At 73.5% G+C, this 13,672-nt stretch carries 7 protein-coding genes and 2 pseudogenes (1 of these 9 only partly in view); 6 read left to right on the top strand and 3 right to left on the bottom strand.

Annotation, left to right across the window (positions count from 1 at the left end):
• Together glp and galU are read right to left on the bottom strand one after the other, a co-directional pair.
• Nucleotides 1–1,402, bottom strand: a pseudogene (gene glp / locus SSBG_RS36180) (gephyrin-like molybdotransferase Glp); it reaches 25 nt to the left of the window's first position.
• Nucleotides 1,402–2,310 (bottom strand): UTP--glucose-1-phosphate uridylyltransferase GalU, encoded by a 909-nt coding sequence (gene galU / locus SSBG_RS17090; RefSeq protein ID WP_008747348.1) that lies wholly within the window; start codon nucleotides 2,308–2,310, stop codon nucleotides 1,402–1,404. The pseudogene glp and the gene galU overlap by 1 nt, the downstream one beginning before the upstream one ends.
• 93 nt (nucleotides 2,311–2,403) lie before the next feature.
• Here galU and SSBG_RS17085 point away from each other — a divergent pair, with 93 nt between their 5' ends.
• A complete protein-coding gene (locus tag SSBG_RS17085; protein WP_008747347.1) occupies nucleotides 2,404–3,024 on the top strand; it encodes a 5-formyltetrahydrofolate cyclo-ligase in 621 nt (206 codons plus the stop codon).
• 203 nt (nucleotides 3,025–3,227) lie between these two features.
• On the opposite strand, the gene SSBG_RS17080 is transcribed toward SSBG_RS17085, so the two are convergent.
• The gene (locus tag SSBG_RS17080) at nucleotides 3,228–6,176 is read right to left on the bottom strand and encodes a penicillin acylase family protein (RefSeq protein ID WP_199781378.1); all 2,949 of its coding nucleotides are present in this window, start codon (nucleotides 6,174–6,176) and stop codon (nucleotides 3,228–3,230) included.
• Nucleotides 6,177–6,616: 440 nt separating this feature from the next.
• Here SSBG_RS17080 and SSBG_RS34850 point away from each other — a divergent pair.
• The 5 genes and pseudogenes from SSBG_RS34850 to SSBG_RS17060 all read left to right on the top strand — a co-directional run.
• Nucleotides 6,617–8,100 (top strand): annotated as a pseudogene (locus SSBG_RS34850) (potassium/proton antiporter); the annotation flags it as partial.
• 398 nt (nucleotides 8,101–8,498) lie between these two features.
• A complete protein-coding gene (locus tag SSBG_RS34845; protein WP_234010789.1) occupies nucleotides 8,499–9,119 on the top strand; it encodes a hypothetical protein in 621 nt (206 codons plus the stop codon).
• A gap of 242 nt (nucleotides 9,120–9,361) precedes the next feature.
• On the top strand, nucleotides 9,362–10,774 hold the full coding sequence (locus tag SSBG_RS17070) for an MFS transporter (protein WP_008747344.1): 1,413 nt from the start codon (nucleotides 9,362–9,364) through the stop codon (nucleotides 10,772–10,774).
• A gap of 99 nt (nucleotides 10,775–10,873) precedes the next feature.
• A complete protein-coding gene (locus tag SSBG_RS17065; protein WP_008747343.1) occupies nucleotides 10,874–11,215 on the top strand; it encodes an FmdB family zinc ribbon protein in 342 nt (113 codons plus the stop codon).
• 271 nt (nucleotides 11,216–11,486) lie between these two features.
• Nucleotides 11,487–12,374, top strand: a complete 888-nt coding sequence (locus SSBG_RS17060; RefSeq protein WP_008747342.1) for an S-methyl-5'-thioadenosine phosphorylase — start codon at nucleotides 11,487–11,489, stop codon at nucleotides 12,372–12,374.
• The last annotated feature ends 1,298 nt before the right edge of the window (nucleotides 12,375–13,672 follow it).

The following is a 13,672-nucleotide window of genomic DNA, read 5'->3' as shown; positions in this document are numbered from 1 at the left end:
TCCTCGCCCGGCTCCACCGAGGTGCGCTCCTCGGGGACGACGAGGAGCGCGTCGGCCCGCGCGAGGGCGCCGACCAGGTGCGAGGAGGCGCCGCCGACGGGGGTGACGCGGCCGTCCGCGTGGCGGGCGCGCAGGTACTGGCGGCGGCCGGCGGGCGAGGTGAGGGCCTTCGGCGCGTCGACACGGGCGCGGACGGTCGGGCGGTGCGGGTCCGTGAAGCCCGCGAGGGTGCGGATGGCGGGGCGGACGAACAGCTCGAAGGACACGTACGCGGAGACCGGGTTGCCCGGGAGGGCGAGGACGGGTGTCGCGTCGCGGCCGATCGTGCCGAAGCCCTGGGGCTTGCCCGGCTGCATCGCGAGCTTGCGGAAGGCGACGCCGCGCGGGGCCACGGCCCCCGGGACGCCCTCCCCCGTACCCGCCGTCCCCGTGCTCGCGTCCGCGTCCGCGTCCGCGTCCGCGTCGGGATCGTGCCGCGCGTCCTCGGCAGTCGTCCCCGGCAGCCCCTTCCAGCCGGTCAGGGCCTCCTTGACGACGTCGTAGGCGCCGACGCTCACGCCGCCCGAGGTCACGACGAGGTCGGCGCGGATGAGCTGGTCCTCGATCGTGGCGCGCAGGGTCTCGGCGTCGTCCCCGATGGCGCCGACGCGGAAGGCGAGCGCGCCCGCGTCCCGCGCGGCGGCGGTGAGGGCGAAGCTGTTGGAGTCGTGGATCTGGCCGGGGGCCAGGGGCTCGCCGGGCTGGACGAGTTCGCTGCCGGTGGCGAGGACGACGACGCGGGGACGGGGGCGGACGCGGACGGTGTCGCGACCGATGGCGGCGAGCAGGCCGAGCTGCGCGGGGCCGAGCACGGTGTCCGCCGCGAGGGCGAGGTCGCCCTCGCGCACGTCGCCGCCCCGCCTCGCGCAACGTGCGCACCGGGCTCGGCGGGACGGAAGACGCGGACCGTGCCGGAGGCGCCCTCGGGCGCCGTGCTGTGCGGGGTCATGCGGTCGACAGGGCCGCCGCCGAGGCCGCCGTCGGTCCACTCGACGGGCACGACCGTGTCCGCGCCCGCGGGCAGCGGGGCGCCGGTCATGATGCGGACCGCCTCGCCCGCTCCCGCCGACAGCTCCGGGGACGGGCCGGCCGCGGCGTCGCCGACGACACCGAGCGCGACGGGCGCCTCCTCGGTGGCGCCCGCGAGATCGGCCGCCCTGAGCGCGTACCCGTCCATGGAGCTGTTGGCGAACGGGGGCAGCGAGAGCGGCACCGTCACGTCCTCCACGAGGACGCAGCCCTGGGCGTCGAGCAACTGGAGCTCGATGGGCTCCAGCGGGCGCACCGTGGCCAGGATGTCGTCCAGGTGCGCGGTCACCGTCCAGGTGTCCCCGGGCGCCTGGGGCTGCGTCGTCGTGCTCACTACGGCTGCATCTCCTCGTCGACGTAACTGCGGAGCCAGGCGCGGAAGTCCGGGCCCAGGTCTTCACGTTCGCACGCGAGCCGGACGATGGCGCGCAGGTAGTCGCCCCGGTCGCCGGTGTCGTAGCGGCGTCCACGGAAGACGACGCCGTGCACCGGGCCGCCCGCCTTCTCGTCCTCGGCGAGCTGCTGGAGCGCGTCGGTGAGCTGGATCTCGCCGCCGCGCCCGGGCTCGGTCGTACGCAGTATGTCGAAGATGTGCGGGTCGAGGACGTAGCGGCCGATGACCGCGTAGTTGCTGGGCGCGTCGGCGGGGTTGGGCTTCTCCACGAGGCCGGTGATGCGGACGACGTCGGAGTCGGCGGTCGTCTCGACGGCCGCGCTGCCGTAGAGGTGGATCTGCTCGGGCGGGACCTCCATGAGGGCGACGACGCTGCCGCCCTCGCGGGCCTGGACCTCGATCATCCGGGCGAGGAGCGGGTCGCGCGGGTCGATGAGGTCGTCGCCGAGGAGGACGGCGAAGGCTTCCTGGCCGACGTGCGGCGCGGCGCAGAGCACGGCGTGGCCGAGGCCCTTGGGGTCGCCCTGGCGGACGTAGTGGATGTCCGCCAGGGCGGAGGACTCCTGCACCTTGGCGAGGCGGTCGCCGTCGCCCTTGCGGCGCAGCGCCTCCTCCAGCTCGTAGTTGCGGTCGAAGTGGTCCTCGACCGGTCGCTTGTTACGGCCTGTCACCATGAGGAAGTCGTTCAGGCCGGCCGAGACGGCCTCCTCCACGACGTACTGGATCGCGGGCTTGTCCACGACCGGCAGCATTTCCTTCGGGGTGGCCTTGGTCGCCGGGAGGAACCTGGTACCGAGACCGGCAGCGGGGATCACGGCCTTGGTGATCCTCGTGTGTGCGGAAGTCATGGCGCCACCATAGTCAGGGCTCCGCCCGGGCCCGCGGGAGTTGTCCACAGGCGGCGGTCATATTGACTGATATGACGTAATAAGGAGTCTGCGTTGAGCCGATTGCCGAGTGAGGCGACGGAGGCGAAGAGGGCCTTGCGGCGTTCCCTGCTGACGGGGCGAAGGGCACGGCAGGCCGCGGAGGTGCGGCGCCTGGGGCACGCGCTGGCCGGGGTCGTGGCGCGGCTCCCCGAGCTGGACGGCGTACGGAGCGTGGCCGCGTACGTGTCGGTCGGCGGCGAGCCGGACACCGGGCCGCTCCTCGACCTGTGGCACGCGCGCGGCGTGCGGGTGCTGCTGCCGGTGCTGCTCCCCGACGACGACCTCGACTGGGCCGTCTACGAGGGCCCCGGCTCCCTGCGCGAGGCGGGGCGCGCGGGCCGCATGACGCTGCGCGAGCCCGCCGGGCCCCGGCTCGGGCCGGAGGCGGTCGCGGAGGCGGGGGCCGTCCTGCTGCCGGGCCTCGCCGTGGACCGCGCGGGACACAGGCTGGGACGCGGCGGCGGTTCGTACGACCGGGTCCTGACCCGCCTCGCCCGTACCGGCGCCGACCCGCTCCTCCTGGTCCTGCTGTACGCGGAGGAGGTGCGCGACACCGTCCCCGCCGAGCCGCACGACCGGCCGGTGCACGCGGCGGTGACCCCGGCGGGCGTGCGCTGGTTCGGGCGGCGGTAGGGCGACGGACGGCACGGGGGTCTGCGGGCGTACGGACCATGGGGCCGCCGTACGTGGCCTCGCGGGCGTACGGGCGGGAGGCGGTCCCTGCGGTCGGTGGTAGGTGGTACGGCTGAGGGGCGCCCCCCGTCGTGGGAGCGCCCCTCGGCCGGCGTACCGCCGCCGTGCGGGCCCGTGCCGGCGCTTCGCGGGCGGCGTGCCGGTCAGGGTTCCAGGGTCAGCGTGTCCTTGGTCCCCTTCTTCACCGCGGCGTCGCTGTAGGCCCAGGGCAGGGTCTCGCCCTCGGTCCACTTCTTCGTCTGGTCGGTGTAGTGGGCGCTGTAGGCGTGGCCCGAGGCGCCGGTGAGGTTGATCCAGCGGGACTTGTCGAGGTCCGCGAGGTTGACGATCATCCGCATCGACGGGACCCAGACGACGTCGTAGCCGCCCGCCGCGTTCCAGCCGGTCGCGTCGACCGCCGCCTCGCCGCCGCCCAGCTTGTACGGGCCGCGGTTGAGCATCCGCTGGAGGAGGCCGGGGCCCTCGGTGCCGAGCGTCTGGTTCTTGAGCGTGAGCTGGTGCAGCCGGCCCCAGCTCCAGGTGTCGATGTCCTTGCCGAGCTTCGCGGTCAGCTCCCAGCGGGCGTCCTTCATGGCGCGCGCGAAGAGACCGTCACGGGTGGCGGTCGCCGAGTCCTTGCGGGTCTTGGGCGAGGACCACCAGTCGCTCTTCGGGTCCTTGACGAGCTTGCGGACGACCTCGTACCAGCGGTCGCCGCCGTCGGGCTGCGCGCTGTCCGCGTCGCGCTGCCCGCACTCGCGCACCCGGGTGTCCTCGTCCACGGGGCCCGTCGTGCCGGCCGGCTCGACGTTGAGGCACTCGTCCTTGACCCGTACCTCCTTCGGCAGCTTCTGGCCGAAGGCGAGGGTCAGGATGTTGCGCCACACGCCGTTGAAGTAGGCGGCTGCCGCCGAGTCGGGTTCCTGCGTGTAGTCCCAGCCCTCCAGGAGCCTCTGCGCCTCGCGGACGTACGGGTCCTTGACGTCGATCTTCAGCAGGTAGGGCGTGAGCAGGCGGGCGATCTCGCTGCTGTTGTCCATCTGCATGGAGGTCATGTCGTCGGTGGAGATCTTGCCGCCGTCCTTGATCTTCGACTTGATCAGGTCGGTGATGCGCTCGCTGCGGGTGCCGTATCCCCAGTCGGTCGTCAGCTCGTAGGGGTAGTGGTCCTTGTCCACGACGGCCTGGTTGGCGGTGACGATGTAGCCGCGCGCCGGGTCGTACTCCCAGGGCAGTTCGTCCTGCTTGATCCAGCCCTGCCAGTCGTAGCCGGAGTCCCATCCCGGCGCGGGCAGCGAGCCGTCGTCACCCTTGGCGCGGACCGGCATCTTCCCCGGCGCCTGGTAGCCGATGTGGCCCTCGGTGTCGGCGTAGATGAGGTTCTGCGAGGGGACCTCGAAGAGCGCGGCGGCGGAGCGGAACTCCTTGAAGTCCTTCGCCTTGTCGAGCGCGAAGACCGCGTCCATGGAGCGCCCGGGATCAAGTGCGGTCCAGCGCAGCGCGACACCGTAGCCGTCGCCCCGGTCGGGCGCCGCGCTCGCGACGGGCGCCTTCTTGCCGACCTTGGTCAGTTCGTCGTCCCGGTCGGAGATGAGCGGGCCGTTGTCCGTCTCGCGGACGGTGATGACCTTCGACGTGCCGCCCGCGACCTTGATCGTCTCCTTGCGGGACCTGAACTTCTTGATCTTGCCGTCGACCTGGTAGCCGTCGCTCGTGACCTTCTCCAGGTAGAGGTCGGTGACGTCGGCACCGAGGTTCGTCATGCCCCAGGAGATGTCGCCGTTGTGGCCGATGATCACACCGGGCATCCCGGAGAAGGTGTAGCCGGAGACGTCGTACTGGCACTTCGCCGAGACCGTGCGGCAGTGCAGCCCCATCTGGTACCAGACCGAGGGGAGCTGCGGGGCGAGGTGCGGGTCGTTGGCGAGCAGCGGCTTGTTGGTCGTCGTGTACTTGCCGGAGACGACCCAGGAGTTCGAGCCGATGCCGTTGCCGCTCGGGCCGAGCAGGTCGGGGACGCGGTCGAGGGCGTCGTAGACGCCGGTGAGCTTGTCGCTGATGGCCTGGGCGTCGGTGGCGCCGAAGGAGCCCTGGGGGGAGGTGCCGGTGTCCGAGCCGGTGCCGGTGGCGGTGTTCGTACCGGTGCCTGTGCCGCCGGTGCTCACGCCGGTGCCCGTACCGCCCGTACCTGTGCCGCCTGTACCCGTACCACCGGTGCCGGTGCCACCCGTGCCCGTGCCACCCGTGCCCGTGCCACCCGTGCCCGTGCCACCCGTGCCCGTGTCCGTGGTGCGGCCGACGCCCGTGCCCATCTCGCCGGGGGAGCCCTTGTAGTCGGGGTCGTACTCGCCGGTGACCGGGTCGACGCCGCCGCCCTGGATGATCGGCGCGTTCTTGTCGTAGGGGTAGCCGGGGTAGAGGTCCTTGATCTGCTTCGCGCTGAGGCGGCTGCTCATGAGCGAGCGGTCGATCTCGTCCTGCATGTTGCCGCGCAGGTCCCAGGCCATCGCCTTGAGCCAGGCCACCGAGTCGACCGCGTCCCACTTCTGCGGCGTGTAGTCGTTGGTGAAGCCGAGAGCGGCGTACTCCACCGAGATGTCCTTGCCGTCCTTGCCCGCCAGGTAGGCGTTGACGCCCCGGGTGTACGCGTCGAGGGAGCGCTTCGTGGCGGCCGACAGCTTCGTGTCGTACTCCTTCTGCGCCACGTCCCGCCAGCCGAGCGTGCGCAGGAAGGCGTCGGTGTCGACCTGTCCGTCGCCGAACATCTCGGAGAGCCGGCCGGAGGTCGTGTGCCGGCGCACGTCCATCTCCCAGAAGCGGTCCTGGGCCTGGACGTAGCCCTGCGCCATGAAGAGGTCGGCGTCGCTGTCCGCGTAGATCTGCGGAATCCCGTACGCGTCGCGGCGGACCTCGACCTTGCCGCTGAGGCCCTTGAGCTGGAGCGTCCCGTTCGTCTGCGGGTACGAGGCCCGCACGGTGCTCACTCCCCACCAGCCGCCGTACCCGATTCCCGCCACGACGACGAGGACCAGGAGGATCACGAGGAGGCGGGCTCGACGCCCTTTCTTCTTGCCGGACTTATGACCGGAAGAGGGGGTTGTATTCGCGGGCATCGCTGTCCTTGCTGTCCTTCGAGCGGCCGAGCGGGCGGAATCGTCCGGGCGGAGAGTCACCCCAACGCTGGAGCAACCATAGGCGCAGCGCCCGCAGGCCAAGGACGCGGTACGGGGGCCGGGGCCGGGCCCGGTGGCCGGTCCGCCCCGCCCCGCACGGCACTTGAGCCCGCCCGCACACGGCCGGCTTGTCCTTTGTGTGCCGACTTCTCCGGTGCAAGGCGGTCGTATCTCCGCAGGGTCAGACGCGTCCGGGCGCGGGAGCGGGTTCGCGAAGACGCATCAAGAAACCGTTAACGATTAGGTAAGGTAACGAAGTAACCGGGTCGTCTCCGTTCCGGAGCCGTCCCCCTCCGCCCGGCTCGCCCCCCTTGCCGGCGTCTTCTCCCCGTCCGCCTCGGTGGACGGGGGCTCCCACCCCCGCGGAAAGGAACCGGCCCCTGACTGTCGACCGCCTCAACCAGCTCCTGCTCATCTCCGCCCTCGTCCTCCTCGTCGCCGTCGCGGCCGTGCGCCTCTCCTCGCGCAGCGGCCTGCCGAGCCTGCTCGTCTATCTCGGCATCGGCGTCGTCATGGGCACGGACGGACTCGGCAACGTGGCGTTCGACGACGTCCGGCTCACCCAGGTCATCGGCTACGCGGCCCTCGTGGTGATCCTGGCCGAGGGCGGGCTCGGCACGAAGTGGAAAGAGGTGCGCCCGGCGCTGCCCGCGGCGGCCGCCCTGTCCACGCTGGGTGTCGGGATCAGCGTCGGCGTCACGGCGCTGGGGGCGCACTACGTGGTGGGGCTCGACTGGCGGCCCGCGCTGATCATCGGCGCGGTGGTCTCCTCGACGGACGCGGCGGCGGTCTTCTCGGTGCTGCGCAGGGTGCCGCTGCCCTCCCGCATCACGGGCACGCTGGAGGCGGAGTCGGGCTTCAACGACGCGCCGGTCGTCATCCTCGTCGTGGCCTTCTCGACGGCCGGGCCCGTCGAGCACTGGTACGTGCTCCTCGGCGAGATCGCGCTGGAACTGGCCATCGGGGCCGCGGTGGGGCTCGCGGTCGGCTGGCTCGGCGCGTACGGGCTGCGCCACGTCGCCCTGCCCGCCTCCGGGCTCTACCCGATCGCGGTCATGGCGATCGCCGTCACCGCCTACGCCTCGGGCGCCCTCGCCCACGGCAGCGGCTTCCTCGCCGTCTACCTCGCCGCGATGGTGCTCGGCAACGCCAAACTGCCGCACTGGCCCGCGACCAGGGGCTTCGCCGAGGGTCTCGGCTGGATCGCGCAGATCGGCATGTTCGTCCTGCTCGGGCTGCTCGTCACCCCGCACGAGCTCGCCTCGGACATGGTGCCCGCGCTCCTCATCGGCCTGATCCTCACCGCGCTCGCCCGGCCGGCCTCGGTCCTGCTGAGCCTGCTGCCCTTCCGGCAGCCGTGGCGCGAACAGGCGCTCATGTCCTGGGCGGGACTGCGCGGCGCGGTGCCGGTCATCCTCGCCACGATCCCCATGGTGGGCGGGATCAAGGACAGCCAGCACATCTTCAACATCGTCTTCGTGCTCGTCGTCGTCTACACCCTCGTCCAGGGCCCGACCCTGCCCTGGCTCGCCCGGCGCCTGGGCCTCGGCAATCGCGCCGAGACGGCGGACCTCGGCGTCGAGTCCGCACCGCTGGAGCGCCTGCGCGGCCACCTCCTGTCGGTCGCGGTCCCCGCCGACTCCCGGATGCACGGGCGTGGAGGTGAGCGAACTGCGTCTGCCGAAGGGCTCCGCCGTCACGCTCGTCGTCCGCGAGGGCGCGAGCTTCGTCCCCACCCCGACCACGACGCTGCGCCGCGGCGACGAACTCCTCGTCGTCGCCACCGATCCCGTCCGCGAGGCCGCCGAGGACCGCCTGCGCGCCGTCGCCCACGGCGGCAAGCTCGCCGGCTGGCTCGGCCAGACGGAGGATCCCGCCGCCCCGACCCAGGGCGCGGTCGCCGGCGCGGGCCGCGCGGTGACGACCGCCGGTTGGAGCGGGACCGGTGCTGGGCGGGGTGGAGCGGGTGGCGGGCGCGGTGGGGCGGGGGCTGGACGTGCGGGGGCTGGTGCTGGATGTGCGGGAGCTAGTGGCGGGCATGCGGGAGCTAGTGGCGGGCGTGCGGGTAGTGGTGACGGGCGGCCGGGGGACGGTGCCGGGCGCGGGAGTGCGGGTGCGGAGCGTACGGGTGCGGGGCGCGCCGATGCCGGGAGCGCGGCCGGCCCCTCCCACGCGGGCGGACGCGGTTCGGGCGGGCGCACGCGGGGAGCCGGGCAGGGGCGGCGCTCGCTGGGGCGCCTGCGGTTCAGCCGGTCCACGGACGTGAGCGGGCGCGACGAGGCCGGGAAGGTGCGGCAGGGCTACGGGGAACCGGGCGCGGCGGACGGAACGCCGCGTACGGGCGACGCGGGGGTCGGCAACGCGCAGGTCGGCGGCTCGGGAGCAGATGGTGCGGAGGCCGCTGGTGCGGGAGCCGGTGGCACGGGTGCGCAGGGCCGGGACGCGGGTGGCGGGGACGCGGGTGGCCGGGACGCCCGAGGTACGGGCGGTGATGACTGGGCGGCGCGAGGCGTCGGTGCCGGTGAGCGGGCCACGGGCGGCACGGGTGCCGGCGGTCGGGCCGCTCACGGCGCGGGTGCCGGTGTGGGCCGTACGGGGGCGGTGGGCGGCGGCGCCTTCGTGCCCGAGGAGAGGGAGGCCCCGGCGGCCGAGCGTCGCGGCACCGGCTCCGTACCGCCGCTTCCGCCCGCCCCCTCCGTACGGGAGTCCGCCGCGCGCGACTCCTTGCGTGAGTCCGTGCGCGAGAGGGCCCGGGAGCAGACCGCCCGTGGGGCGGACGGCGCCGAGGAGCGGGACCCGGAGGGGGCCCGCCTCCCGGCCGGGGAGCGCGCTGCCGAAGGGGCGGGGGTCGGCGAACCGGACGAGGAGCGGGACCCGGCCTGAGCCGCCGTTCGCGTCCTCGCCGGCGGCCGGCTCAGGGCGGCGGGGGCGCGCCGCCCCGCGCACCCGTCATACGATGGGCGCGCATCACTGACCGACCAACTCTGCCTGACGCAGAGCTGGCGCGACCGTATGGCGGCCGTGACGCCCTCCCGGGCGCTGGTATCTACCGCAGTTCCGCGCGAGTGGACAGCTCTCGGTGCCTCCCCGCTGAGGCGCTACCAGGCGGCAGAAAGGTGTGCGCCGTGGCAACCACGGTCGCCTCCTCGTCCGGCACCGGCTCCCCGAAGGACCCGCACGGCGCTCCCGCGCGCCGCCCCGGTTACGGACAGCTCCTGCGCACCCCCGGCATCGCCGGTTTCCTCCTCTCGGGCTTCGCCGCCCGGCAGCCCTTCGGGATGCTGACCATGGGCATGGTCATGCTCGTGGAACACACCACCGGGTCCTACGGCAACGCGGGTGCCGTCGCGGCCGTCACCGGCGTCTCCATGGCGCTCTTCGCCCCGCAGAACGGGCGGCTCGCGGACCGCCACGGGCAACGCGCCGTCCTCGTCCCCGGTGTCGTCCTCCACGCCGTCTCGGTCGCCGCCCTGGCCGCGCTCGCGCTCCTCGGGGCCCCGCTGTGGACGCTGTTCCTGCTGGCCGTCCCGGCGGGCGCGTCGGTGCCGCAGGTCGGCCCGATGGTGCGGGCGCGCTGGGCGGGCAAGCTCGGCGACACCCCGCTGCTCCCCACGGCCGCCGCCTTCGAGTCGGTGACCGACGAGTTCACGTTCGTCATCGGGCCGGTGCTCGCCACCGCCCTGTGCACCGGCGTGCACCCGGTCGCCGGTCTCGCCGCCGAGGCGACGCTGACCCTCGTCGGCGGCCTGCTCTTCGCCGCCCAGCGCGCGGGACTGCCGGGCGACGCCCGCCCGGGCCTCTCCGCCGGCCAGGCGCCGGGCACGACCGGCAGCGGGCGGCCCAGCCGTGGCACGGACGGGCGCGTGGCGAAGCCGGGGCGGCCGGGCACGGACGGCCCGGGTTCCGGGGCGGAGGCTCCCGTTTCGTCCTCGGCGCTGCGGGTGCCGGGTGTTCTGGTGCTGGTCGTGGCCTTCCTCGGTATCGGGGTCGTCTTCGGCGGGATGCAGGTGTCTCTCACGGCTTTCGCCGAGGAGTCGGGTCACTCCGGTGTCAACGGTCTCCTCTACGGGATCTTCGCCTGCGGGAACATGCTCTCGGGCGCCGCTGTGGGCGCGATCGCCTGGAAGCGGCCCGCCCACGGCAGGCTGCTCGTGGGCTACACGGCACTCGCCCTCGTGGCCTCGACCCTGTGGGCCGTGCACTCCGTTCCTCTCTTCGCGGTGGTCGGTTTCCTCACGGGCCTGTGCGTCGCCCCCACCCTGGTGACCGGGTACACGCTGGTCGACACGCTGGTGCCGGCCCGGGCCAGGACCGAGGCGTTCACGTGGCTCACCGGAGCGGTGGCGCTGGGGCAGGCCGCGGCGGTGACGGTCGCGGGCAGGCTCGCCGACGCGCACGGTTCCCAGGCCGGTTTCCTGGTCCCCGCCTTCGGCACGCTGGCCGCCCTGTGCACCGTCGTGCTCCTCCGGAGGCGGCTCGTGCCCGCCCGGTCGAGGCAGCCGGAAGAGCCTGTCCCGGAACAGGCGACCGGCGTGTGATCGGTCACCGGGGCCCGTCGGCAGTGGACTGACGGCGCGGAATACGTCACTATGGAGTGTCGTTAGCACTCATCGAGTCAGAGTGCCAGGAGGAAGCAAGTGCCGACGTACCAGTACCAGTGCACCGAGTGCGGTGAGGGCCTGGAGGCCGTCCAGAAGTTCACGGACGACTCGCTCACCGAGTGCCCGAACTGCGGGGGCCGCCTGAAGAAGGTCTTCTCCGCCGTCGGCATCGTCTTCAAGGGCTCGGGCTTCTACCGCAACGACAGCCGGGGCTCTTCGAGCAGCAGCTCTCCCGCGGCCAAGCCCTCGACCGGCTCGGACACCCCCGCGAAGCCCGCGGCGGAGAAGAAGACGGACGCCGGTTCCACCTCGGCGAGCAGCGGTTCTTCGAGCAGCAGCTCCTCCTCAAGCAGCAGCTCGCCGGCGCCCGCCGCCTGACGCCCGCACCCCGCTCTTTCGCGGTGGCCCGGTGTGTCCCCCGTGCCGTGGGGGCACACCGGGCCTCCGTATGCGCTCAGGCCCGTCTTCCGTAGCTCGCGCGTGCGCGCGGGCCTCCGGCCTCGGCCGGGATCGCCGGCTCCTCCCTCGGAAACCGGCGCCGCAGTGACAGCGACGGACCTGCCGCTTCCCCGTCCGGGCTCCGTTCCTCCGCTCCGCCGGAGGTCGGGGCCCGGACGTGCGTCCGGTGGTGTCCCGATACTGTGCCGCCATGTCGCACACCACCTCCGCCAGCCCCTCCGCGCCCGGTGCCGCGGGCCCCTCGGGGCCCCGGGCCGAAATCGGGGTCATCGGCGGTTCAGGCTTCTACTCCTTTCTCGAAGACGTCACGGAGGTCTCGGTCGAGACTCCGTACGGGCCGCCGAGCGACTCCCTCTTCCTCGGCGAAGTGGCGGGCCGCCAGGTGGCGTTCCTGCCCCGGCACGGGCGGGACCATCACCTGCCGCCCCACCGCATCAACTACCGCGCCAACCTCTGGGCCCTGCGCTCGGTCGGCGTGCGGCAGGTACTCGGGCCCTGTGCGGTGGGCGGGCTGAGGCCCGAGTACGGTCCTGGCACCCTGCTCGTTCCCGACCAGTTCGTCGACCGTACGAAGGGCCGGGCGCAGACCTACTTCGACGGCGAGCCACGTCCGGACGGCGCCGTGCCGAACGTCGTGCACGTCTCCCCCGCCGATCCGTACTGCCCGACGGGCCGTGCCGTCGCACTCACCACGGCCAGGCGGCACGACTGGGACGCGGTGGACGGCGGAACGCTCGTCGTGGTGGAGGGTCCGCGGTTCTCCACCCGTGCCGAATCACGCTGGCACGCGGCGCAGGGCTGGTCGGTGGTCGGGATGACCGGGCATCCGGAGGCGATGCTCGCTCGTGAACTGGAGCTCTGCTACACCTCGTTGACGCTGGTCACCGACCTGGACGCGGGCACCGAGACAGGGGAGGGTGTCTCGCACCAGGATGTGCTGGAGGTCTTCGCGGCGAACGTCGACCGACTGCGGACGGTCCTTTTCGACGTCGTGGCAGGTCTTCCGGACGCGGAGGACCGGGCCTGCCTGTGCACGAAGGCCCTCGGGGGATGGGACCCCGGGTTCGCGTTGCCGTAACCGTAGAACACCTCGGGTGGTCCTTGTCGAACCGAGGGGAAAGCGATCACTCGTCCGGGTTGTGGATATCTCGGCAACCCCCGAGTTATCCACAGGCGTTCATCGCCTGTCAGTTCTCTGATGCAGGGTGTGGTTGTCCGTTTCGTACCGGCGTGACGCCGGCTGCGGGACGGACCCGGTGGTGGCACGTCCCGTGTCGCCACCGGCCTCCACCCCCGCACAGGACGGACGATCCGCCATGACACACATGCCTCCCGGCCCCCTCTTCCCCTCCGCCCCGCCGGAGCCCGCCGGAGCGCCGTACGAGCCGGGCCAGGCCGGTCAGCCGGGCCGGGCCCGGCAGGAGTTCACGCGTCCCGAGTCGCCGGAGCCCGGAGGGTCAGGGCACGCAGCACAGGGAGCGCAGGGACACGGGGCGCGGGGATACGGAGCGGAGGGATACGGGGGGCCGGGGTACGGGGCCCCGGCTTTCGCGCCCCCGGGACACGGGGCACTCGGGCGCGACAGCTCCGAATCCGGCTTTGCGGGGCTCGGGTTCTCCGGCAGCGGGCTCGCTGGCGCCGCGCCCTCCTACGGCTCCGCCACGCGCGACGCTCCCGGCCAGGAGCAGTACGGCACCGTGGCCCGGGACGGGACGAGGGCGGGAGCGGTGGCGAACACGGGAACCGCGTCGGGGACGGGCTGGGATGCGAGAGCGGGTTCGGGGACGGGACCGCCGGGGCGCGAGGTGCCGCCGACCGGTACGGTTCCGCTCTTCCCGCCACTGCCCGTGCGTCGTGCCGGAGTGGGGCGGCTGTGGCCGCGCCGCCCGGTCGGCCGCGGCCTGGCGCTGGCGGTGCTGGCCTGCTGCGGCGGCCTCCTCATCGCCGTCCCCTCGACAGGTGCCGGCGTTTCACCGACGAGGACGGCGGCTCCCGCGGCGAAGCCGGCTCCGGGGCCGGAGCGAGCGGCGGCTCCGGCCCGGGAGCGGGCCGCGCCCGACCGGCGTCCCGTGCGCACGGCGGTGCGGATCGCGGAACCGGCGGGCCTGCGCGCCTGTTGCGACCGGGGGACCTGGTCGACGTGATCGCGGTGGGCGGCGCGGGATCTCGTGCGGCCCGCGTCGTGGTGAGCGGGGCACGGGTCGCCGCTCTCCCCCGTCCGCCCGGCTCCGCCCCTTCGGCGTCCCGAGGCTCGGCGACCCCGGTCCCGGGCTCGCCGCCGGAGTTTTCCGGTGGCGAGGTTTGGCCGGAGGCAGACCCGGAAACGCGCTGGGACGCGACGGACCCCGGCGCCGTCATCGTGCTCACCGTGCCACG

Origin of the sequence: Streptomyces sp. SPB074 (assembly GCF_000154905.1) — a bacterium.
GTDB lineage: Bacteria > Actinomycetota > Actinomycetes > Streptomycetales > Streptomycetaceae > Streptomyces.
This window is presented reverse-complemented; position numbering and strand designations above follow the sequence as displayed.

What these genes read in the sequence shown, in the direction of transcription:
- SSBG_RS17060 (WP_008747342.1), top strand. Translation starts at nt 11,487, where the DNA reads ATGTCGCACACCACCTCCGCCAGCCCCTCCGCGCCCGGTGCCGCGGGC.
- galU (WP_008747348.1), bottom strand. Translation starts at nt 2,310, where the DNA reads ATGACTTCCGCACACACGAGGATCACCAAGGCCGTGATCCCCGCTGCC.
- SSBG_RS17080 (WP_199781378.1), bottom strand. Translation starts at nt 6,176, where the DNA reads ATGCCCGCGAATACAACCCCCTCTTCCGGTCATAAGTCCGGCAAGAAG.